Below are 21,761 nucleotides of genomic sequence, written 5' to 3' on the forward strand. Positions count from 1 at the left end.
ATCTCATCTATTTTTCGGACATATTGAAAAATAAATTAGTGTTTTTGGGCACTTATTAAAACTTTCTGTAAATAATCTTTACTTCTTAAATACTTATCATTTCATTTAAAACCTAAGTTATTAACTATTCGTTAACACCTAGGAGAATATAAATATAAAATGAACCCATTTTAGTTGCTAAAGGGATCATTAGTGATTCATATTTGTTTAATTCGATCTCATCAAAGTTCTCTCTCAGTAAAACTGACGGTATCGCTCGGTCTATGACAATTCCTTTATTTTGATTTAGTGTGGCCTTGGCCTGCCCAAGAGTAATATTTGTGAATTCAGCAATAGCGTCCTTCACATCTTCATTAAGTTCCATATACTCTTCACCAAAAATGGCATTATAAATACTAATGAATACAGCATCGGGAAAACAAATCAGTAATCTTCCTTCAAACGCCTCATTTTGAATATCAATTGATCCAATTATTCCTATTTCATAACTTTCAAAGTCCTTGGCCTTAGAGACTTTCCCAGGTAAAACCTTCAAATTTGCCTGAACTCCAAAAGTATCAATAGCTGCTTGAATAAATGGGTTTACAAAGTTTACATCAAGAACAATTCTCTTCTTTTTAAGATTAAGTTCTTCTAACTTACTAGTAATTGAGTCTGTAAAATTGAATTTCTGATCAACGAAATCACTCTTTAATTCTCTAACTAGCTTTGGCTTTGCATTGATTGTATAAATTAAGATCTTTCTTTCCTGCGCAGAAGAAAATAACCTAAAAATCTCATTATAAATATTTGGTGAGATATACTCGACTTTTTTGAAGTCTAGTATAATCAACTTATCCTTTTCATCTTCTAAAATAGCATCAAAGATCATTGCAAGTGACTTAACACAATCCTGATCGATATCTCCCGAAAAGACTAATACGGAAAAGTGGTTTTTGGTAATCCTCTCTACCATGCCCATTACAAGCGCTCCTCGTTATCCTTGTGGAAACCTTTTTTTCAGTGCTAACGACAGTCTCTTTTTAAAAGAATCTGAATCGAATGGTTTGATTACGTATCCATCAACGTCACTTGCGATAGCTTCTTGAATTTGGGCAACATCTTGCTCGGCCGTAACCATAACAAATGGCATTTCTTTGAAATTCTCACTCCCTCTTATTGTTTTTAACAAATCAAGTCCGGTAGCATTTGGCATACTCCAGTCAGAGATAATAAATGTGATTTCGTGAGGTCCACCTTTGTTTTCGACAATCTTTTTTAAAGCATCTTTTCCATCAACAGCCTCAACAAACTTGTCAGCACCTAGATCACGCAACAGCTTCTTAACGATCTTTCTCATTGTGCTCATGTCGTCCACAATTAAGAAAGAGAACTTCTTTAAATCGTACATTTCTTTATCTCCTGGGGAATGTATATTTCCTACTATAACACCGTGATATCACTCTAAATATTTGGTACGTTCTTTCCCATAAATATTTATCAATTAGATTCTCACTGAAAACTTAGTAACTATGATGACTTATCGGAGATATTGAGATTTTTTTTATATTGATTTATGTCAATGTTTTACTTTTGCTAACATTTCTATAAATAAATTCCCTTACAAACAATGAGACTTATTTTGACTTTATTTTTTGCCACTAGAAACCATGGCCATATAAGTTCAATACGTTACGGCCGTTTACACACTATACAGTTATAGATAAGGTTTACACACCTACAGTTATATCAGTTAGTTATGTGATACAACCTAAGAATGAAACAATTCACTATCCTCACATTATTCTTAATTAGCTTAACGACCTCTGCTGCAAACCCTGAAATTTCAGAACCAGTGAAGGAACAAAAAGAGAGTAAGTTTACTTATTTTTTAAAGAATTACCTAACCAAAGAGAATATAAAGCGTAATCTTGTGGATGCTTTTAATAGTTTAACTATTAGCCTCGATACCGATATCTTCAAGATCGACCTATATGATGGCCTAAGTTTGAAAGGTAAGTATGAATATGAAGTCGACAAGTCTTATATTCCAGGCCAATACACAAGACGTGACAGATTTGAATTTAAAATAGATCACGATAGCAAAAGAACATTTTTTCCTGAATTACAATCACCTCTATTTTTAAAAGGTAATCGTAAAAACGAAGTTATTATTTCACGTCAATATGTTAAAAAAATTGATGCTATGAAGGCACTACCATTTAACGTTGCCAAGCTACCAATTAGAGCAAAATACGTTGATCGTTTAAATGAAGGAGACTTCATTTCCATACCGGCTTCAATGGCACTTACTACAGGTTTTTCATATAGTGACGTTGCTCCTGTCTTAAAAACTGGTCTCACTGGTTTTTATACATTTGCAGGAGAATTTCTTATTCAAGTCTACAAACTTGAAGATCAAAAAGTAAGAGTTAAGATTATTGCAGAAAAGAAGAAGGCCAGAGGACTTAGTTTTAAAAGTAGCTTTGGTGTCGAATTATTCAGCTTCGAAATTCTAGGATTTGATGTTGATCATGAATATAAAATAGACTGGATCAAACTCGATACATCGAAAACAAAAGGTAATATTATTCTATCTGACTATGTTTTTGATCTCAAAGATGAAGAAGTTCGTAAGGTCTATAATAATCTATTCAATAATGTATTCAAATTTAAAGAAGCAAAACTTCTTGCTGAATCATTAAATACAGATCTTCTCGATCGCTACTACGTAGTAAACCTTGAAGATGTCGATCGACTTGCTGTTGCAGACAAAGACCAAGAGGCGCCAAGAGTTGAAAGAGTCTTTAAAGGTCACAACCGCTACACTTCAAATTCTTCAGGGGTAACTCTAGACTTAGACTTTCTAAAGCTTAGCTCACGTGGCCACTATATTAACAACCGATTCAACTTCGAGAGATTAGATGGCTCTACAATCGCCTTCTATTACCCTAATTATACGAAGAGATCAGAATCAAAAATCACAATTCAAATTTTTGATACAAAAGAAGAAAAGGTTCTCTCTTATTATGGGCTTACCTCTTCTCATGAAGATCATAAATTCTTAAATGTTGGGATGAACTTCATAAGACGTGACAATGAATTTAGAAAATCAGAGCAAAGAAGATATAAGAAGGTTCTGGAAGGGATTGTTCCTGATCGTTTTAAGAAGGATGTACTAGATAGTATCTCACTAGAGAGGAGATACGTTAACTTTAGTTCAAATCTTAAGATGATTTTTAAAGGCCCTGCCTTTTCAGTATTTGATAAATACACTCTGGAAGAATTCATTTCAATCATGCAAGAAAAGTTAAAAGGTAAAGACGTTATTCGTTTATCAAATCGTCACCTTCATAAGACTGATCACTTTTACACGTGGCAACTTGAGCGTGAGTACTTAAGGAAATCAAAAAAGTTAGCTGAGTACTTCTACAATATTATTAAGAGTGATTCTCCATATCAAGAAAAAGTGGAGAAGTTCACAAAGAAGCTCAAGAGATTAAGAAATGAATACCATGTTATGCAAATACTTGCAGATCTCCTACCACAAGATAATCTGGAGGATTACCTCTATTTTGACTTACTAATTACAGATGATTCTGAAACATTAGTTGATCTACAATTTGGAACTAATGACTATAAAGAAATTTATGGGCAATTAGAATACCTCGATCGATATATTCGACGAAATGGTGAAGACTTAAGAATTGACACAAGAATAGAAGATATCCAAATGTCCATAAATGATTAAAAAAAAAGCCGCTTTGATAAGCGGCTTTTTTATTATTTAACAAATTCAACGTGAACTGGTTTTTCATTAAGCTCTTTCTTAGCAATTCTAGCCTTCTTCTTTTCCTGTCTCTTCTTATGAGCAGCTTCTTTTTCTTCCCAAGCTTGACGACGAATCTCTTTCTCTTTCGCCTTCTTAGTCTCAGCAATATCAGTTAATGATTTGTAATATGTTTCTTTTCTGAATTTAGTGAAGGCCTTATCATCAGCTGCAGTACAGTTTTGATGACCTTTCTTTTTAAGGTTTACTGATTTTTTACTTGAAATATATTCAACAGCTTTTGCCGTTTTATTACCAACGTTATCGATACCAATAGCTGCAAGAAGACTCTTCTTTGAAACTAAACGATATGAACCTGGAGCAATTCCATCAACTGTTAGCCCACCAATTGCAACACGCTTTAGTTTATCAACAGTAAGTCCCGCACCTTCACACATACGACGAATCTCACGATTCTTCCCTTCAGTAATTCTAAACTCTAACCAAGTCTTTGTTTCAAGTTGCTTAATAACTCGAACCGCCTTAGGTTTTGTCATAACACCATCAATATAAACACCAGCTCTTAATTTCTTAAGAAGGAATTCATTAACAGCACCAAAGATTTTAACTTCATAGACTTTAGTTAAATCTGAACTTGGGTGAATAACAAGGTTTGCAAAATCACCATCATTTGTCATGAGAAGCAGACCTTCTGAAAGGTAATCGAGGCGACCTACAGGATAGATCCTTTCACTGATCTCTTTACAAAGATCAATAACAGTCTTTCTACCTTCTGGGTCATTAACAGTTGTCATAACACCACGAGGCTTATTCATAACCATATAGATTTTTTCAACAGCACCAAGATCAGCTGCTTTACCGTCAACTACGACCGCATCAACTTCAGGTGCTACTTTTGTTCCTAATTCTCTAATTGTGATTCCATTAACTTTCACACGACCTTGAACAATTAAATCTTCGGCCTTCCTACGTGAAGTAATTCCACAATCAGCAATAAATTTTTGTAAACGTACTAGTTTAGACATTTGATACTCCTATCTGCCATCACGGCGGTTAAAAGGTTATAAAGAAAAAGCTTACGCATAGATAGAACTAAACGTAAGCTTTTACAAGTATTTAAGTAATTATTTCTTGATTATATATTACTCAGGACGTGAGTCTGAATCTTCTAAGTCCTTGTTATTTAAGAAATCAAGGTCCAGATCCAAATCACGGGCCCCATTAATTAAATTCTGAGTTGTTTCATTGATGCTATCATCAAGGTCAACGGCCATCTCATCTTGAGGTAGTGAAGTCTCTCCACCAAAAAGTTTAGAGAAAGCATCATCAAGGGCCTGGGCCAGCTCATTGGCTTCATTGTCCGTTTTCGTTTCATCAATAATTGCAATTTCTTCAACTTCCTCAACTTTCTTCTCAGTTAATTCAGGAGTTAAGATTGCTTCGGCCACTTCACTAAGGGCCTCATTAACAGAATCTTGAGCTTCAACTTCTTGTGCCTCAATCTCAGACTCATCTTCATTATTATCTTCAAACTCTATTGGCTCATCTTTTATGACTTCACCAGAATCTAGATCGATCATTTCAAAGTCATCTTCCTCTTCTTCAGGTACATTAAATGGACCTTTAGAAAGATCTTCAATAACTTCAGGACAAGTAATGGCCGTGAATATTTCAGAGCTAGCTGACTCTTTATTAGCACCAGTAACTAGAGAATTATCAAGATGTTGCTCAAGTAGGTCAAAGGCAGTTAGAGATACTTCATCTCCTTCCCCTTTCTTACGTTTTCTTTCTTGAACTCTAAGTGATTTTGTAAATGCTGTTTCAGAATCAATCGACTTAATTGATGCTGCAATATTATCAAGTTCTTCAATTTCATCTTGGTCAAAGCGCGACTTAAGGTCAGCATTAACAAGAGTTTTAATATCTTCAATTTTCCCCACACCTTGAGTAGCAATTTCAGATAGCTCGTGCTCAGGTGGTAGTTGATCAATATTTGCAAGATTAAATACTTCTAAAAACTCTGGAGTCGTTCCATAAAGAACTGGTCTACCGACTTCATCAGAGCGTCCTGCAACTTTAACAAGTCTCTTATCCATAAGTCCGCGCACAATATGCGAACTATCAACACCACGGATCTTTTCAACTTCAATTTTTGAAACTGGCTGCTTATAAGCAATAATAGCGAGTACTTCAAGAGCTGTTGGAGATAAAACAAGCTCGTTAATTTTAAATAAATCTTGAACATATTTAGAGAAAGTTGCTTTCGTTCTAAATTGATAACCATTAGCAACTTCTTGCAGTCGGATACCATGATGCTTTAACTCGTATTCTTCCTGAAGTCTTGAAATTGCTTCGTGAACTACTCTCAGAGGAATATCATCATCAATTAGAGCCTTAATCTTCATTAATGGAACAGGCTTATCGCTCATGAAAACAATTGTTTCAATTGCACCACAAATTGTCTCTTCGTTAAGGCCAGTTCTCGCCTTCCAAAGCTTATCTTCTTGAAGTTTTTCATCTGCAAAGTCTGACTCTAATTTTAAGTATTCTTCTGGATACTCAAGATCATCATCTGAAGGCATAAGGGCCATCTCAAGCTCTTCAAGCATCTCTTCATCTGTCGATACAAACTCTAAGTTTAAATCTTCATTCATTGTGTTGTTTTCCATCATAAATCTCTCTAAATATGTATGCTATTGTTGTATTGCTTGTTCTAGTTCTTGAGCATCAATTTGCTCAGCTGTATTTTCATCTTCAAAGCCATCTGCCTGAGTTACGTCAAAGTCATCGAGTGATCTAACAACATCAACATAGACTTGACCAAAGTTTTCATTTTGAAAAATCTCTAGTCGCTTAAGTCTTGCTAGCTCTAATAATGAAATAAATGTGATAACAACGTTATCAATCGTATTCTTACCATCGGCCGAAACTTTTGCAGTACTCTCACCAGTCGTTGTTGCAATTCGACTATTGCTATCATTTTCTAAAAGCTCTTCTAAATTAGTTTTCTGACCAACTGATAAATAACTCTTTAAGAATTCTAGTTTTTCTTTAATCGATAAACGATCTCTTTTAACAACCGTGTACTTACGATTTTGACGGAAAATAAAGTCAATCATCGTATCAGTTAACTTCTCGAGATCCATTGGTGTAAGAATTGAGTTTACAATCTCTTTGCGATTAATCTTTGGCTTAACAAAGATATCAACACCTTTTTGTGGTAGCTCCATCAGGCGTTGTCCCATTTTTTGATAAAGAGCTAACTCCTCGAGGCGGCGAACAAGTTCTGCATGAGAAGTGATATTAAGAGAGCCTTCTGCTCCCAATTGATTGTGCAGTTTTGCCTGCTCTTCTTCTGTGACGGCATTCTTAGATTTAAGTAAAACAAGAGTTGCAGCTAAGAATAAATAATCACCTGCAATATCGAAGTTTAACTCTTTCATATTTGCAAGATAATCCAGGTACTGCTTTGTGATCTTTGTAAGATCAAGCTCCTTAATTGACATCTGCTCCTTCTGAATTAATAGAAGAAGTAGAGACAAGGGGCCATCAAACGTATCCGTTTTAACCTTAATCGTTGTGTCTAACATGTGTTAATCCCTCAAAATCCTATTGCTAGGAAAGAATAGCTGCAAAACCATTCATTAAAATCAATCCAAGCCCCATTACTGGTCGAATCACATAGCCTAAAATTGGTGTAAACCAAAGTACTAGGATGAAAACGAAGCTAAATCTTTGGAGCTCTTCATATTTGCGTGCTGTATTGTAGTCTAAGTATGCTGCTACCATCTTTGAGCCATCTAATGGCGGAAATGGAATCAAGTTGAATACTGCTAAGACGACATTAATCATTACAGAGTATTCAAGCATTTGTATGAATTGTGATTTCAGTGAGAATGTTGCAGGAACATAGGCGTAAACCATTCCAAAAAGAAGAGCAGAAAACACCATCAGCAATAAATTTGCTCCAGGGCCTGCAAAGCTAACCCAAAAAAGTCCTGACTTAATATTTTTAAAGCGGCGAACATCCACAGGAACTGGTTTTGCCCAACCAAATGGGATCCATCCAGCAAAAATAGCAACAAGTGGAAAGATAACTGTTCCTACAAGATCAATATGTGGAGCTGGATTTAAAGTTAAGCGCCCAAGTCTATCGGCCGTATCATCTCCATATCTCTTGGCCATCCATCCGTGACCAAACTCATGAAACGAGATTGCCAGTAAGAAGCCTGGTAAGGCCAACGTCAATTTATTTATTATCTGCATTAAATCCATCGCAATAATCTACCAAAAACCACGGGAATCGACAAAAAATTGCGACGCAAAATGAACGGAATGTAAGACAAATTAAAGAAATTCACCCATTTTTTGCCCAAGCCACTGTAATTTCAAAATTTTGCTATAATAAAGATATGAATTCACTGCATAAAAAAGTCCAAATTATCACTCTGCACAAAGAGAAAAAGGCCCTCCTTCTCCTTGAGATGAAGGCCGATCGAGGATTTGGTTGGCAAAATGTAACAGGATCTGTTGAGTCTGGAGAAGATATTTTCACTGCGGCCAAAAGAGAACTCTTAGAGGAAACGGGAATTGAGGAAGCTGAATTAGTTCAACTCTCCCAAGAATTTAAATTTCATGATCGTTGGGGAAAGGATGTTATTGAGTATTGTTTTGCGGCCCTCACTAACAAGGATGAAATAACAATATCAAAAGAAGAACACCAAGGATTTAAATGGCTTCCTATAAACGAAGTCCAATCCAAAGATTTTAAATACGAAAGTAATTTTCTAGCATTTCAAGAGGCCATAAATTGTCTAAGTTAATTCTTCTCCAATTATTGATGACTACTCTTTTCTTTTCAAATGCAAGCCATGCAAATGAAGAGAAGCTCTTTAACGACCTATTAGAGCTTGGTCGAGAAGATAATGCTCAAAAAATCAACTATCGTAAGCGCTTTAAATACACTAAGAATAATTTCAAAGTACGTACATTTCGAAGTGTTATTTTAAAGAATTCTCTCGTTGAAAACCTAGAGGGAACAAAGTTTTACCGAGTGCCAAAAAATACGATTATTCGTACACAAGAAATAAGACCAGGATCAAAATACTATTACCTTGTTCCTAAAAGCGGTGAAATGAAGGATGTTAAATATGTCACACAAGGACAAAATTTAAATCACTTAGAGAATATTCTCACCTTCCATGAGAAAACATTTAAACCCTTTAATCGAGAAAAATTTAAGGCCGTTGAATTTGATAAAAAACAAATCCATACCTACTTACACGCTCAAGCAGGAGTTGGTTCTTCATCGCCTAATTTCTTCACAGATGGCCTATCTCTTAATGCTACAAACTTCACTCTTGAAGCAGGTGTCGAGACATTTAAGGACCTTCCAGTATTTGTAAACTTCGAGTACCTCTCACAAAATAGCGGACAAGAAGTTCAATTCAATACTTACTCTATAGGCTTAAGAATTGAATACCGTTATCGTATTAACAATGACTCATTTATGACGGCCGGACTTGGGGCCAATCGCTCACTATATTCTTCGGCCGAAGTATTTGGTCAGTCAGTAGACCACTCTCTTGACTCTTTTGGCGCCAACTTCAGCTATAATTACAAAAGTTATTTCTTAAGTTTTGATTTAAAAAAACAAACATATACATTTGATGCAAATGTCTTCTTTCCAAATACATCACTTACTGATGATAATTCAGCGACAATGCTAAGTCTCAGTATAGGAAAGGAGTTTGAGGTTTCCATATGATAAAAGTATTCCTAATACTCTTACTGTCTTTTAAGACTCTTGCAACTCAAGGAATTATACGAGTTCATGAAGCACCAGTTGTAAGCGAGCCCAATGCCAGTGGAAGAATTCTTATGCGCATCAGAAAGGGTGACAGTGTTTATTTACATCCGAACTATCTAAATAATGAAAACTATTATGTTACGTTAACGAGAGATGGACGAAAAGCCTATATTAGGAAAGACTTCATTAAGCTGGTTTTAAATAATGACTCAGAAGAAATTGGAAACACAATCTATGTGAAGAACGACCCAACTGATTATGTAATAGATGAACCAATTCCTGATGAATATCCCCTAAAGGGCCATCCTACAAACCGGGCCCAAGTGGACCTTATATTTAAGCAAGGGCCAACTTCGCGTTACGGCTACACCTCTCAAGTTGAAAGAGAGAGCAATGGTTTTGAGGGTAGTCTAAATATCAAATACTTAAGACCTGCAAGCTTTGATGACGAAAACCGCCTCTACTTTGGCTTCTATGGTGGTATCTCAACGGGACAGAGTGAGTATCAGTTAAATGGAGATATTTTTACGAAAGAAAGTAGTTCAATTTTTACATTAGGACCTGTTGTTTCATACACCTTTCATAAAAGACAATACTTTGAAATCGAATCGATGCTTCAAGTAGGTGTTAATTATCAAAGACGTTTTATTTCTCAGGATGACCAGACAAATTCCATTGCTGAAGAGAAGTTATTTTCTGGCATGATGTTCAATATTCGCCTTGCAGTTAATCTATCTCATAAAAGAGCATTCAGCTCAAAACACACCTACTTCTATCACGGCCCAGTGATTGATATTAAGCTTCCATCAACACTTGACTCTGATGCTCAGTTTACTCATGGGCAACTATGGCCCTCACCTTCCGTTTCAACAGAGCTTGAAGGAACCTTTGGCTATAATGTCGGAATCACCTATCGTTACTAGGGTTTAGACGACCTAGGTAGTTTTTTCCCCGTCTAAAAGAAAACTCATATATTTTTAATTAATAAATTTAAGTGTCGATATAGTTAGTGTCATTGTTTTAGCAAGGATTGCTAAGCATAAATCAGGAGGAAGATTATGACAGTTTCATACAAAGGCACAGAAGTACTATTCCAAAAATTAGGTAATAACTGGTTTATTTTCGCTGAGATTAACGATGAGGTTGTTTACTCAACGATGCCAGACGGAATGGATCCTTATTCAACAAAACTAGAACTATATGAAGTAATTGAAGATCACATGAAAAGAGTATCATCAATGAAAAAGAGCTCAGCTGAAGCTGCAGCTTAGGATATCCAATGGGTGTAAAAAAATACACAAATTTATACATGGGTGCTCGCTCACACGAGCATGAAGCACCCACTACATCAAAAGAGCACAATAAGCAGCAAGACAAACTTGAGATCGAACAATTGAAAAAAGCTATTGCTGATCGATTCAAAGATCCAGAACAAGTCAAAAAAGCTGCACGCATTATTGAAGAAATGCTCAATCGCTAAGAATTCAATAAAATTCTCTTAATCCAAGTATGTAGAATCTCTTAATAGAGCCTATAATACCTTGCCTGAGCGACTTGAATTTGATAACTAGGTGCAATAATCATTTAGGAGTTCAAGTTGCCAGTAAAATCAGACGCTCAAGAAGCGACAAACGATCCATTTGCTTATGAACAAAATAAGGATAAGTCTTTTTCAAAAGACTTCCAATACAAGCATCGTAATCCATACCACGATAAACTAACTGAATTTAGTGAGTTCGTTCTTCGAGATGAAGAGGCCGAAGAATACCAAGGGAAATGGAATAGCGAAGTTTTCAAACAAGATGGTGAATTATGTCTTGAGATTGGATCTGGTTACGGACACTTCATGCTCCAATACTGTGACTCATATCGCGACCAAAACTTTGTCGGACTCGATTATCGTTTTAAGAGAAGCTACGCCCTAGCAAAGAAATTAAAATCACTACCATATAGAAATTTCAAATACTTAAGAGCAAAAGGTGAAAGAATTGAGCATCTTTTTGCTGAAAACGAGCTTGATAAGGTTTTCTACTTCTTCCCTGATCCATGGCCGAAGGCACGTCATCACAAGAAGAGACTTTTTCAACTTCCTTTTTTAGAGAGAGCTTACAAAGTTATCAAGCCAGGTGGATACTTCTTTGTTAAAACAGATCACGATGGATATGCTGAGTGGATGAAGGAAGTTATTGAAAAACAGGATCTATTTGAACTTGAATTAGAAACTAAAGACCTTTGGAATGATGCTCCAGATCACTTACTTTGCCAATTTAAGACGAAGTTTGAGAAAATATTTATCGAGCAAGGTGTAAATATTAAAGCTTTTGTTCTAAAATCCAAAAAAGCAAATTAATTAGCTAGGTTAGTCACACACATGTCTTTACAACAACTGCGCGAAAAAATCGTCAACGAGATCCCGATTTCAGATTTAATCGAGCGCTATGGTGTGCACTTAGTTCGAAAGGGAAATAATCTCTATGGAGTCTGCCCTTTCCATGATGACACAAACCCTTCTATGTCTGTCGTCAACGATAAACGAATGTATAAATGCTTCTCATGTGGAGCCGGTCACAGTCACTTTGATTTTGTTATGAACCTGCAAAGCATGGAATTCATTGAAGCAATGAAGGATATATGTGACAAATTTGGAATTGATTTTGACTCTTACACAAATAAGAAAGAGAAATCCAAAGAGTTCATTTATGCTGAAAAACTACTTAAGGTGGCATCAACTATATATTTTCAATCTGGCCGAAACCTCAAGCCAGAGCAGTATCTAGACTTTCTAAAAAATCGTCACTTGAGTGATGAAATTGCTGACCTCTATCAACTAGGGTTTGCTCCAAAGAAAAATAGTGTCTACGACTATGTATGCTCTCTTCCCAAAAAAGACCGAAATGAAATTCTTCAAACGGCCTTAAAAATAGGAATTATTAAACACAATAAAGATAATGGGTCCCATTATGATACTTTCAGGGAGCGTATTATGTTTCCTATTTGGGACCACTACGGTAAAGTTATTGGCTTCACAAGCCGAAGAATTCACGAGTATCAACACGCTAAGTACATGAATTCTATAGAATCGTTCATATTTAATAAGAGAAACCTACTCTATGGCCTCCATCTTGCAAAATCTTTCATTAGAAAGCGCGATAGCGTTATCGTCGTAGAAGGAAATATGGACCAAATTGCAACTTACAAGAAAGGATTCGAAAATAGCGTTGCCATCATGGGTACGGCCCTTGGTGACAATTCTCTGCGTACACTAAAGTCTATGACGAAAAATATTTATCTTGCTCTGGATAATGATGAAGCAGGATATAAAGCATCGCAAAGAACAAACCGCCAATTCTTGGAACACGGTATTTTACCTAAGTTTGTCGACTTATCTCCACATAAAGATCCTGATGACTTTCTTGATAAAGAAGGTACTCTTGCTTTCCAAGATCGAATTGATAATGCCCAGGCCTTTATTGACTATGAATTTAACAAGTTGCTTCCTCAGCGACCAATAGAGATTCTCGACGAAAAGTTAAATCTTCTTAAACAAGCCTTTGATATTGTTTCACCTCTTGGCAATGACCTTAATGCCAATGAAAGGCTTGTCTCATGGGCAAAGAAACTTGGCCTAGAGTCTAGTAAAGAGAGTATTCTCGATAACTATGGACAATTCTTAAAAGATTCGAAGAGCTCAACTTTTCAACCTAAAATTACTAATCAAAATACCCCGCAAGAGGAACCTCCTGCATACGATGAAGATTATATGGCAAACTTTGTGGAAGACTCTGCAAACGGGATGCCAAGTTACCCTGAAGAAGAGGATAAGATTTCCAAAACAGAGGAAACTTTATTACTTGCTATCATTGAACATCCGGATTGCCTTGAGTATGATGAAATGACCGATCTACTTGATTTTATGCAGTCAGATAGGGTAAAAGAATATATTTTGAATCTAAAAAATTTAATCTTTGAGATAGATCAGAGGGAATTTAAAAACTTTGCACTTTCGAGTTCTTCCGAATACGGCCTTGAAGAAATTATCAAAAAAGGCATTATAAAAAATAAAGGAATCCAACTAGAAAAAGAGAAAGCTGTAAAAATAATTAATGACCTTCGAAAAAAATTAATTAAAGAAAATCTTAGAGAAAAAAGACAACTCCTAAAGTTAAAAAGAAGTGAGATAAAAACTCAATCAGAATTAACTGAGTTGTTAAAAGAGATTCACGACATCGAAAAAAAGTTATTTACTTTGAAGTAAAAATTGGAGAAACCGAACATGTCAAGTGCTGCACAATTTTTAAAATCAAAGGGGTTTGAAAAACTTATCTCTAGAGGTAAGGATCAAGACACCCTGACTCCAGAAGAAATCAATGATGCGATTCCAGCAAGTATCATTGCTCCTGAAGAACTTGACCTCATCATGCTTGCTATCAACGAAGCTGAAATCGAAATTACAGAGCAAGAATTTGAAGAAGAAGATGAGGGGATCAAACTTGATGGTACAGAAATTATCGAAGAAACACTTTCTAAAGAAGAGAAAGCTGAACTTAGAAGTGCCTCAACTGATCCAGTAAAATTATATTTAAAGAGAATGGGATCTGTCGCTCTTCTAACAAGAGAAGGCGAAGTTGTAATTGCAAAAGAAATTGAAGAAGGTGAAAGAGAAATTATTCTTTCATGTCTAAAGTCTTCACACGCAATCGCAGAGATCATCACTCTAAAAGATCGTATTACTGAACTAGAAAACCCGACAGAGTTTGTTAGAGAACTTGTACGTGGTCTTGATGACGAATCAACTCAAAAAGATGTTGATAAAGTTAAGAAGACAATCATCAACCTTTGTGATGAATTAACAAGTATCTACAATGAAAACGTTAATGAAGATGATGGAACATTTGAAAAATTCTCTAAATCAGAGAAAGAAAGAATGGACCGTATTGCAACAGATCTTGCTGATCTAACTTTCAATAGAAAAATCATTAATAGCTTTGTTGAGCCAGTTAAGAAATACTATCTACAATTTAAAGACCTTTACGAACAACAAGATCGTATCTTTAAATTCCTTGAAGTAGAGACAATTGAAGCATACCGTGAACTTCATGAGAAGATTATGGAAGACGATGCATTTAAACGTGCATTTGCTAAAGAGCTTTTCACAACAGATGCTAAAGTAGAACAACTTGTTCGTAACCAGGAAGATATCCTTAGAAAACTAAGAAGATTATCTCAAGAAGCTGGAATGAGCTTTGATGATATCGAAACTGTTTATAAGATTATCACTAATGGTGAAGAAAGAGCTGACCGCGCGAAAGCTCAACTTGTTGAAGCCAACTTAAGACTTGTTGTTTCAATTGCTAAGAAATATACAAACCGTGGACTACAATTCCTTGACCTAATTCAGGAAGGAAATATTGGTCTAATGAAAGCAGTTGATAAATTTGAGTATCGTCGTGGTTACAAGTTCTCAACTTATGCAACTTGGTGGATTCGTCAGGCAATTACTCGTGCCATTGCTGACCAAGCAAGAACAATCCGTATCCCAGTTCACATGATTGAAACAATCAACAAGATGGTTAGAACTCAAAGACAACTTATCCAAGAGCTAGGGCGTGAACCAACTCCAGAAGAAATTGCTGAGAAAATGGAAATGCCAGTAGATAAGGTTAAGAAAGTTCAAAAGATCTCTAAAGAGCCAATTTCTCTTGAAACTCCAATTGGAGAAGAAGAAGATTCATCTCTTGGAGACTTCATTGAAGATAAGAAGATCATTTCACCTGCCGATGCTGTAATGAGTATTACATTATCTGAGCAAACTCGTTCAGTACTTTCAACTCTTACACCAAGAGAAGAAAAAGTTCTTAGAATGAGATTTGGTATTGGTGAAAAGTCAGACCACACTTTAGAAGAGGTTGGTCAAGACTTCTTCGTTACTCGTGAGCGTATTAGACAAATTGAAGCAAAAGCGCTTCGTAAACTAAGACACCCATCGAGAGCAAAACTTCTAAAATCGTATATCGAAAATAGTTAAGTATTTTAGGCCCCTATTCAGGGGCCTTTCTTTTTAACAGAACAATGACTATTACATTCTCTAATTTTACGTTATAATAAGACTTTTAAAGATAAAGCTTATTTATGACACAAGAACCTGGACTCGATCTAGCAAAAAAATATTTTACGACGTTGGCCATTTCTAAGGCCAGAAAACTTCTCGGCTATGGAAAAGTATCCCTTTCATTTAAGAAAGGTAGTCTTGATGGTTACCTCATCACAACAGGAATCATTAAAGAAGATCGTCCTTACGAATCGAAAGTCGTCTATAAAAAACGTCTTGAAGGTACAGATGAGCCACCTCTTTCAACCACTTGTGATTGTTTAGAGTGGACAGCTGAGAAACATTGTCATCATACTGCGGCTTTATTTATGTATTATATGGCCACTTCTGGCGACCAAAGTGACAATAGTACACAACTTCCCCCAATCGGAGGATATGGTGTCTACCCTCTTGAGTACGGAACTATTATTAATGGCCCGCATGAATTAGAAAATGCTCCACATGGGCCAACATATTCAACTCTTAATTATTCACTTACTAATAAAAAGACGATTGAATTTCCAATTCCTGAAACATTGAACGGAAAACTTGTCTTTAATATCGCTCCTAATAAAGAGCAGCGAATTGATTTTCAAGACGACTTAAAATCAAGTATTCGCTTTGCTATTAAAGATGACGATAAAACCCATCGTAATATAAGCGTTTTTGAAAATCTTTATCTCTTCAATTGGGATACTGGTGAACTCTTCTCTCTTCCAAGTGAAGTAAGAGAATTTGTATCATCTCTAAGATCTAATATTCACTCTTATAAAATTGATGATGCACTAAATCTCGCCTACTCAGAAAGATTAAAAAAGTATATCTCCTTTGAAGTAGAAGGTAATGAATTTGATATTAATGAAATTGAGTCCCCTGATTTAAGAGTTTATATCAATAACTCTCAAAGAAAGGGATATAATAACTTTTCTGTAGAGTTCTTTAATAAGGAAGATAAGAGAACAAGACCACCACAATTCTTCTCTTCCCTTACTTTTGAAGGTGGATACCTCGATTTATTTAGAAAGAAAAGTGAAGCATATAACTTCTTAAGAGAAGTTCAGCACTATTTTGAAACAGGTGTTGATGGTTACAAGAAATCTCTTTCTGGTAAGAGTAAAAAGTCAGCTTGGATTCGTATCATCTCTGAAGTTGTAAGCAAAGAATATACACTTAGCTTTGATCATGAAAATCATAAACTCTATAAATATGACAATAAACTTCAACGATTAATTTTTAAAATCATGGTTACAGAGTTTGGAGATCATTTTTTCCGCTACTCTTATCATTATAGAGATAGTAACGAAGTTATTTTTCAAGTTTCCATGTCTCAAATCACTCAAGGACTTTCAAAACTATTTAGTGTGACTAAACCTTATGGTGTTGAGATCTTTTACGATAATAATGAACTCAAAAGCTGGAACTCTCGTATTCGCTTTGAAAGAAAGCAAATTGGACGTTCAGGCTGGTTTGATCTCGAGTTAGAGATCGATGAGCTCGATCAAGATGTTATAAAGAATGTCGATCTAGAAAATAATATCGCCATTACAAAAAGTGGCGTCGTCCTTTTAAATAATGAGCAAAAGGATCTTTTAAAGTTTGTTCAAAAATATACAAAGTTTGAAGCAAAAGAAGAAGTACAGGAAGGTAAATTCAAAAAATTCATCCTACCATTTTCTCGCGCAAGAATATTTGAACTTTTTGAACTCAAAAAGATTGGGCTTGAGGGAGCTCTAACAGATGAAGAAGTTGCACTTTGTGAACGTCTACAAAACCTTGAAGGTATCCCTGATTACCCACTATCAAAGCACTTTGATGATATTTTAAGGCCATACCAAAAAACAGGATATAATTGGCTAAACTTTCTTTATGAAAATAAGCTTGGAGCCTGCCTTGCCGATGATATGGGTCTTGGTAAGACTATTCAGACAATTGCTTTTATCGATAGCATCTATGACGAAATCGATAAGGTTCTAATTGTTTGCCCTGTCTCTCTCCTACTGAACTGGGAGAATGAGTTTAAGAAATTTTCAAATATTGATGTCCATATTTATCATGGCGCAGATAGAGAGCTTCCAGAAGATGGTAAAGCAAAAGTTATTCTAACTTCATACGGTATCTTAAAGAGAGAGCTTGAAGCTGAATTTGAAGAAACAAATTATGACATTCTGGTTCTCGATGAAGTCCAGCATTTAAAGAATATGAGATCTCTCGGTGCTCATTCAGCTAGAAAGATTAAAGCAAACTTTAGAGTTTGCCTCACAGGTACGCCTGTCGAAAATGATTTGGCAGAATTCTATAATATTATCGACTTAAGTATTCCTGGAATTTGGGGAGATCTACGATTTATAAGATCGAGCTCAACACCTAAGTCACGAGTATATGCTAGAAAAACAGCTGCACCTTTTATTCTTAGACGAACAAAGAGCCAGGTTCTGACAGACTTACCTCCGAAACTAGAAAATAATGTTCTTCTTAGCTTCAATGATGAGGAAGAAGAATTTTATAAGAATAAACTTCAGTCAATTAAGAACAATATTAATAATGCTCCAAAGAATAAGAAGTATGGTGAGATTCTAAAAGGTCTTCTCGAACTTAGACAAAGTTGTCTTTGGCAAAATCATTCGAATAAGATGACAAAAAATATTCGAAGCTTGGCCTCTACTAAAGTGGACTATCTCATTGAAAGTTTAGAGCAAATTGTTGAAGAAGGTCATCAAGTCATTATCTTCTCACAGTTTACAACATATCTTGATATCATTGGTTCGGCCTTTGACGAGCAGACTTGGAAGTACTCTAGAATCGATGGCTCTCTTAACGTAAAAAAACGTCAAGCGGCAGTTGATGAGTTCCAAAGTGGAAAAACGAAGTTATTTTTAATCTCTCTTAAAGCCGGTGGTGTTGGTCTAAACCTAACAGCAGCAAGTTATGTATTCATAATGGATCCATGGTGGAACCCAGCAGTAGAATCTCAGGCCATTGACCGAGCTTACCGTATCGGTCAGAAAAATACTTTAAACGTTTTTAGGCCAATTATTAAAGGCTCTGTTGAAGAGAAAGTCTTAAAGTTACAAGAGATCAAAAGAGAGCTATTTAAAGAACTTCTTCCTGAAGATGAAGATGAGTTATTTAGCGGTAAATTAACAATGAAAGACTTTGAAGAGCTCTTTAACTAGACTTCAAGCGCTCAATTTCTTCATGGACAATATCTTTTAGCTCATCACGGCAAAAAATGAATGGCCCATTAAGCTTCTTGTCTGCTAAATCAGTGATTTCATCAGAATAAATTCCTCTAGAATGACATATCACTACTCCAGCGGCGATATCCCAAATATTCTTATCACGAAATGAGATGACACATTCACATGCGCCTGCGGCAAGAAGTCCAAGTTTAAAAGCGATTGAGCCGAGTGGAGCAATACGGAAATTCTTCGAGAAGTCCTTTTTATATGCACCCTTCTCCCACTCTGAACGAGAAATCATTATATTTATAGCATCAGCATGAGCATGTCGACTTCCCAATGGAAACTTCACATCACTTGTAATTTCAAACCCTGTAAATGGATTATAGATCCAGCCAAAGTTTCTTTCATCTTTGATATCTGCCGAATACAATATCGCCATCGAAACTGCACATTCACCATAACCTTTGGCAAACTCACGTGTTCCATCAATTGGATCAAGCACAATGACAGGAAATTCAAAACGCTCCTGATCTTCTTCTGAAAAAAAATTATAATTATGACCAGACTCTTCAAAGACCTTCTTTATATAGTCCGAAACAAAAATATCAAATTCAGTAACAATACTCTTATCTGCTTTTCTTTCAATGGACATATCGCCCCAAGACAAGCTTTCTAGTTTATTGTGAATACCTTCTTTTATTTTATCTAATTCATTTCGATACATATCTACCTTATGTGAAAGACGATCTCATGCTTAAAAGTTTTTTCTTGTTCAAGATCAACAAGTCCTTCTTTCATATAGAAATCATTATTTGAATCTAGAGCATCAGTAACTCCAAATGCTGGTGAAATACGAACAAATTTTGCACCTGGATAAGTCCATATCGATAGATATGGTATATTTCCGAAGTCTATATTTACTGATTTTTCATTAACTAAGTTCTTAAGAGTAACGTTTGAAGAAATAATGTCCTTAAAGACCATCTCTTCGCCTCTGAAGTTCTCTTGATTAACAAAAATCCTTCGATTATTCATAATCTTCTTATTATCAGCATCATGAAAATTAACGAGATCATTTTCTAAAAAGTAAGCTCCTCTTTCTTCTTCACGATCTAATTCGATAAAGCAGTCTTCGACACTTTCATACCCTAATGGGAGATTAAATGTAGGCCCAAATCCAAGGGAGAAGAACATCTCTTTCTTATCAAGATTTTTAATAACAAATGAAACAGTAAGTTTTGGCCCATAGACCATATAGGTTATTTCTATACTATATCGAAAAGGAAAGATAAGCTCTGTGTCATTAGTATTTGTGTGGACAAAGGTTATACGATCGCGCCTCTGGTTCTTTACTTCAAATAGAAGCTCTTTTAAATAACCATCCTTTTGCATGCGATAATACTTACGGCCAAGCCAGTATTGATCATCCTTAAGCTTTCCTACTATTGGAAATTGAATTTGAGGCTTCCATGGATGTAAAGTAGGATGCCCCTGCCAAAGGTATTCAACATTTGACTCGAGGTCAAAGATAGAAAGAAGTCCCGCCCCAAGAGACGATACTGATACGCGAATAAATTCACTTTCTAAATGGTATACTTGATTCTCTTCCATCGATGAATCCTCACTTATTACTATCATATCAGCTTTTCTTTCAACATGAAACTCATAAACCCCTGATAATACTTATATTATTCCAATCTGAAATCACCTCTGTATTCCAAATAGAGAAAAGATACGAAATCGAAGTGTCCTTAGATAAAACATCTTCAACAAATTGATGGATTTATTTAAATAAATTTTCCCTCATTCGTCCTGCCTCAATAGTCTAAAAATTCAAATTACTCAGATTCATTCGAATTAACCTAAGGCCTCAAAACTTGAGGCCCCTACCTTCCCTTAAAGCTTTATTTATCGCTTATAAATGATTAAAATAAGGTTTCACAACAAACACATAGGGATTTAGATTTAATGAAAGTAATTGAACACATCGATAAGGCCACAAGTCCATTATTTAGTTTTGAAATTGTTCCTCCACCAAGAGGAAAAAATATTTCTGCAGTAACTGATATTGTAAAAAAACTTTTACCATTCAATCCTTCATGGGTTGATGTAACAGCTCATTCCGCTGGTGCATATTATAATGAAAAAAGTGATGGTTCTGTTGAAAGAAAAATCTATAAAAAACGTCCAGGTACTGTTGGTATTTGTGGAGTTATTCAAAATCGCTTTAAGATCGATACTGTAACTCACCTTCTCACTCAAGGCTTCACTAAAGAAGAAACCGAAGATGCTCTAATCGAACTTAACTACCTAGGGATTCACAATGTATTAGCATTGCGAGGCGATGCTCTTAATTACAATAAGAAATATGATCTTTCTCGAAAGAGAAATTTCTATGCCAAAGATCTTGTTGAACAAATAAGTGATGTAAATAAAGGTGTATACCTCGACGATATTTCAAATAGTTTTCCACTAGACTTCTGTGTTGGAGTTGCTGGATACCCAGAAAAGCATTTCGAGGCTCCTAATCTTGCTACAGATATTCATTACTTAAAACAGAAAGTAGATGCTGGTGCTGATTATATTGTAACTCAGATGTTTTTTGATAATAGCAAGTACTTTGAATTTGTTGATAAGTGTCGCGAAGCTGGCATTACTGTTCCAATCGTACCAGGAATAAAGGTTATTAAGAGAATGAATCAATTCTCAAATGTCCCTCGTCACTTCTACGTTGATTTTCCTGATGAATTTGTAGCTGAGGCCCATGAAAACCCTGATCACATTATTGAGATTGGGATTAACTGGGCACGTAAACAAACAGAAGAATTATTAAATGCAAATGTTCCTTCTGTTCACTTCTATGTCATGAATGATTGTGACAATGTATCAAAAGTTTTAAAGGGCCTATACTAA

19 protein-coding genes and 2 pseudogenes are annotated in these 21,761 nt (G+C 35.5%); 13 read left to right on the plus strand and 8 right to left on the minus strand.

The features are described 5' to 3' along the window. Positions 1 to 124: 124 nt before the first annotated feature. On the minus strand, positions 125 to 961 hold the full coding sequence (locus tag DAY19_RS10345; protein ID WP_115362074.1) for a chemotaxis protein CheX: 837 nt from the start codon (positions 959 to 961) through the stop codon (positions 125 to 127). A 15-nt stretch (positions 962 to 976) separates the two neighbouring features. Beyond that, on the minus strand, positions 977 to 1,390 hold the full coding sequence (locus tag DAY19_RS10350) for a response regulator (protein ID WP_115362076.1): 414 nt from the start codon (positions 1,388 to 1,390) through the stop codon (positions 977 to 979). 366 nt (positions 1,391 to 1,756) lie between these two features. On the opposite strand from DAY19_RS10350, the gene DAY19_RS10355 reads away from it, so the two are divergent. After that, complete coding sequence (locus DAY19_RS10355; RefSeq protein WP_115362078.1) at positions 1,757 to 3,730, plus strand: hypothetical protein; 1,974 nt, start codon at positions 1,757 to 1,759, stop codon at positions 3,728 to 3,730. 32 nt (positions 3,731 to 3,762) lie between these two features. Here DAY19_RS10355 and DAY19_RS10360 read toward each other — a convergent pair whose 3' ends face one another. The 4 genes from DAY19_RS10360 to DAY19_RS10375 all read right to left on the minus strand — a co-directional run bounded on the left by DAY19_RS10360 (position 3,763) and on the right by DAY19_RS10375 (position 8,017). Then, on the minus strand, positions 3,763 to 4,794 hold the full coding sequence (locus DAY19_RS10360; RefSeq protein ID WP_115362080.1) for a pseudouridine synthase: 1,032 nt from the start codon (positions 4,792 to 4,794) through the stop codon (positions 3,763 to 3,765). A 117-nt stretch (positions 4,795 to 4,911) separates the two neighbouring features. After that, positions 4,912 to 6,441 (minus strand): SMC-Scp complex subunit ScpB, encoded by a 1,530-nt coding sequence (gene scpB / locus DAY19_RS10365; RefSeq protein ID WP_115362082.1) that lies wholly within the window; start codon positions 6,439 to 6,441, stop codon positions 4,912 to 4,914. Between the two features lie 21 nt (positions 6,442 to 6,462). After that, positions 6,463 to 7,359, minus strand: coding sequence for a segregation and condensation protein A (locus DAY19_RS10370; RefSeq protein WP_115362084.1), 897 nt, complete (start codon positions 7,357 to 7,359; stop codon positions 6,463 to 6,465). A gap of 25 nt (positions 7,360 to 7,384) precedes the next feature. Continuing rightward, a complete protein-coding gene (locus DAY19_RS10375; protein WP_158536875.1) occupies positions 7,385 to 8,017 on the minus strand; it encodes a site-2 protease family protein in 633 nt (210 codons plus the stop codon). A 164-nt stretch (positions 8,018 to 8,181) separates the two neighbouring features. On the opposite strand from DAY19_RS10375, the gene DAY19_RS10380 reads away from it, so the two are divergent. The 11 genes and pseudogenes from DAY19_RS10380 (at position 8,182) to DAY19_RS10420 (ending at position 18,839) form a co-directional block, all read left to right on the plus strand. Beyond that, positions 8,182 to 8,592, plus strand: coding sequence for an NUDIX domain-containing protein (locus DAY19_RS10380; protein WP_115362087.1), 411 nt, complete (start codon positions 8,182 to 8,184; stop codon positions 8,590 to 8,592). After that, positions 8,580 to 9,536: a hypothetical protein gene (locus DAY19_RS10385; protein WP_115362089.1), complete on the plus strand. Its 957-nt coding sequence runs from the start codon at positions 8,580 to 8,582 to the stop codon at positions 9,534 to 9,536. Before DAY19_RS10380 ends, DAY19_RS10385 begins: the two co-directional genes overlap by 13 nt. Continuing rightward, entirely contained in the window at positions 9,533 to 10,501 is a 969-nt protein-coding gene (locus DAY19_RS10390) for a hypothetical protein (RefSeq protein ID WP_115362091.1), read from the plus strand. The genes DAY19_RS10385 and DAY19_RS10390 overlap by 4 nt, the downstream gene beginning before the upstream one ends. Before the next feature lie 135 nt (positions 10,502 to 10,636). After that, a complete protein-coding gene (locus tag DAY19_RS10395; RefSeq protein ID WP_115362092.1) occupies positions 10,637 to 10,849 on the plus strand; it encodes a hypothetical protein in 213 nt (70 codons plus the stop codon). A gap of 8 nt (positions 10,850 to 10,857) precedes the next feature. After that, positions 10,858 to 11,058 carry a hypothetical protein gene (locus DAY19_RS10400; protein WP_115362094.1) on the plus strand — a complete coding sequence of 67 codons (201 nt, stop codon included), beginning with the start codon at positions 10,858 to 10,860 and terminating at the stop codon, positions 11,056 to 11,058. A gap of 117 nt (positions 11,059 to 11,175) precedes the next feature. Next, entirely contained in the window at positions 11,176 to 11,928 is a 753-nt protein-coding gene (gene trmB / locus DAY19_RS10405) for a tRNA (guanosine(46)-N7)-methyltransferase TrmB (RefSeq protein WP_115362096.1), read from the plus strand. Positions 11,929 to 11,949: 21 nt separating this feature from the next. Next, positions 11,950 to 13,833 (plus strand): DNA primase, encoded by a 1,884-nt coding sequence (dnaG, locus tag DAY19_RS10410; RefSeq protein ID WP_115362098.1) that lies wholly within the window; start codon positions 11,950 to 11,952, stop codon positions 13,831 to 13,833. A gap of 18 nt (positions 13,834 to 13,851) precedes the next feature. Beyond that, positions 13,852 to 14,061: pseudogene (locus DAY19_RS15530) on the plus strand (RNA polymerase sigma factor region1.1 domain-containing protein); the annotation flags it as partial. A 72-nt stretch (positions 14,062 to 14,133) separates the two neighbouring features. Beyond that, positions 14,134 to 14,242 (plus strand): annotated as a pseudogene (locus DAY19_RS15535) (sigma-70 factor domain-containing protein); the annotation flags it as partial. Between the two features lie 62 nt (positions 14,243 to 14,304). Continuing rightward, a complete protein-coding gene (gene rpoD, locus DAY19_RS10415) occupies positions 14,305 to 15,603 on the plus strand; it encodes an RNA polymerase sigma factor RpoD (protein WP_267895879.1) in 1,299 nt (432 codons plus the stop codon). Between the two features lie 104 nt (positions 15,604 to 15,707). Continuing rightward, positions 15,708 to 18,839 carry a DEAD/DEAH box helicase gene (locus DAY19_RS10420; protein WP_115362102.1) on the plus strand — a complete coding sequence of 1,044 codons (3,132 nt, stop codon included), beginning with the start codon at positions 15,708 to 15,710 and terminating at the stop codon, positions 18,837 to 18,839. Here DAY19_RS10420 and DAY19_RS10425 read toward each other — a convergent pair. Both DAY19_RS10425 and DAY19_RS10430 read right to left on the minus strand, forming a co-directional pair. Next, a complete protein-coding gene (locus tag DAY19_RS10425) occupies positions 18,832 to 19,572 on the minus strand; it encodes an inositol monophosphatase family protein (protein WP_115362104.1) in 741 nt (246 codons plus the stop codon). The two genes, DAY19_RS10420 and DAY19_RS10425, sit on opposite strands and share 8 nt — an antisense overlap. Before the next feature lie 2 nt (positions 19,573 to 19,574). Then, positions 19,575 to 20,459, minus strand: coding sequence for an aldose epimerase family protein (locus DAY19_RS10430; protein ID WP_158536876.1), 885 nt, complete (start codon positions 20,457 to 20,459; stop codon positions 19,575 to 19,577). Positions 20,460 to 20,816: 357 nt separating this feature from the next. On the opposite strand from DAY19_RS10430, the gene DAY19_RS10435 reads away from it, so the two are divergent. Next, positions 20,817 to 21,761, plus strand: coding sequence for a methylenetetrahydrofolate reductase (locus tag DAY19_RS10435; protein WP_115362108.1), 945 nt, complete (start codon positions 20,817 to 20,819; stop codon positions 21,759 to 21,761).

It is taken from the genome of Halobacteriovorax vibrionivorans (assembly GCF_003346865.1).
Taxonomy (GTDB): domain Bacteria; phylum Bdellovibrionota; class Bacteriovoracia; order Bacteriovoracales; family Bacteriovoracaceae; genus Halobacteriovorax_A; species Halobacteriovorax_A vibrionivorans.

Coding starts and splice junctions, on each gene's coding strand:
- DAY19_RS10345 (WP_115362074.1), bottom strand. CDS start 961: ATGGGCATGGTAGAGAGGATTACCAAAAACCACTTTTCCGTATTAGTC.
- DAY19_RS10350 (WP_115362076.1), bottom strand. CDS start 1,390: ATGTACGATTTAAAGAAGTTCTCTTTCTTAATTGTGGACGACATGAGC.
- DAY19_RS10355 (WP_115362078.1), top strand. CDS start 1,757: ATGAAACAATTCACTATCCTCACATTATTCTTAATTAGCTTAACGACC.
- DAY19_RS10360 (WP_115362080.1), bottom strand. CDS start 4,794: ATGTCTAAACTAGTACGTTTACAAAAATTTATTGCTGATTGTGGAATT.
- scpB (WP_115362082.1), bottom strand. CDS start 6,441: ATGATGGAAAACAACACAATGAATGAAGATTTAAACTTAGAGTTTGTA.
- DAY19_RS10370 (WP_115362084.1), bottom strand. CDS start 7,359: ATGTTAGACACAACGATTAAGGTTAAAACGGATACGTTTGATGGCCCC.
- DAY19_RS10380 (WP_115362087.1), top strand. CDS start 8,182: ATGAATTCACTGCATAAAAAAGTCCAAATTATCACTCTGCACAAAGAG.
- DAY19_RS10390 (WP_115362091.1), top strand. CDS start 9,533: ATGATAAAAGTATTCCTAATACTCTTACTGTCTTTTAAGACTCTTGCA.
- DAY19_RS10395 (WP_115362092.1), top strand. CDS start 10,637: ATGACAGTTTCATACAAAGGCACAGAAGTACTATTCCAAAAATTAGGT.
- DAY19_RS10400 (WP_115362094.1), top strand. CDS start 10,858: ATGGGTGTAAAAAAATACACAAATTTATACATGGGTGCTCGCTCACAC.
- dnaG (WP_115362098.1), top strand. CDS start 11,950: ATGTCTTTACAACAACTGCGCGAAAAAATCGTCAACGAGATCCCGATT.
- DAY19_RS10420 (WP_115362102.1), top strand. CDS start 15,708: ATGACACAAGAACCTGGACTCGATCTAGCAAAAAAATATTTTACGACG.
- DAY19_RS10425 (WP_115362104.1), bottom strand. CDS start 19,572: ATGTATCGAAATGAATTAGATAAAATAAAAGAAGGTATTCACAATAAA.
- DAY19_RS10430 (WP_158536876.1), bottom strand. CDS start 20,459: ATGGAAGAGAATCAAGTATACCATTTAGAAAGTGAATTTATTCGCGTA.
- DAY19_RS10435 (WP_115362108.1), top strand. CDS start 20,817: ATGAAAGTAATTGAACACATCGATAAGGCCACAAGTCCATTATTTAGT.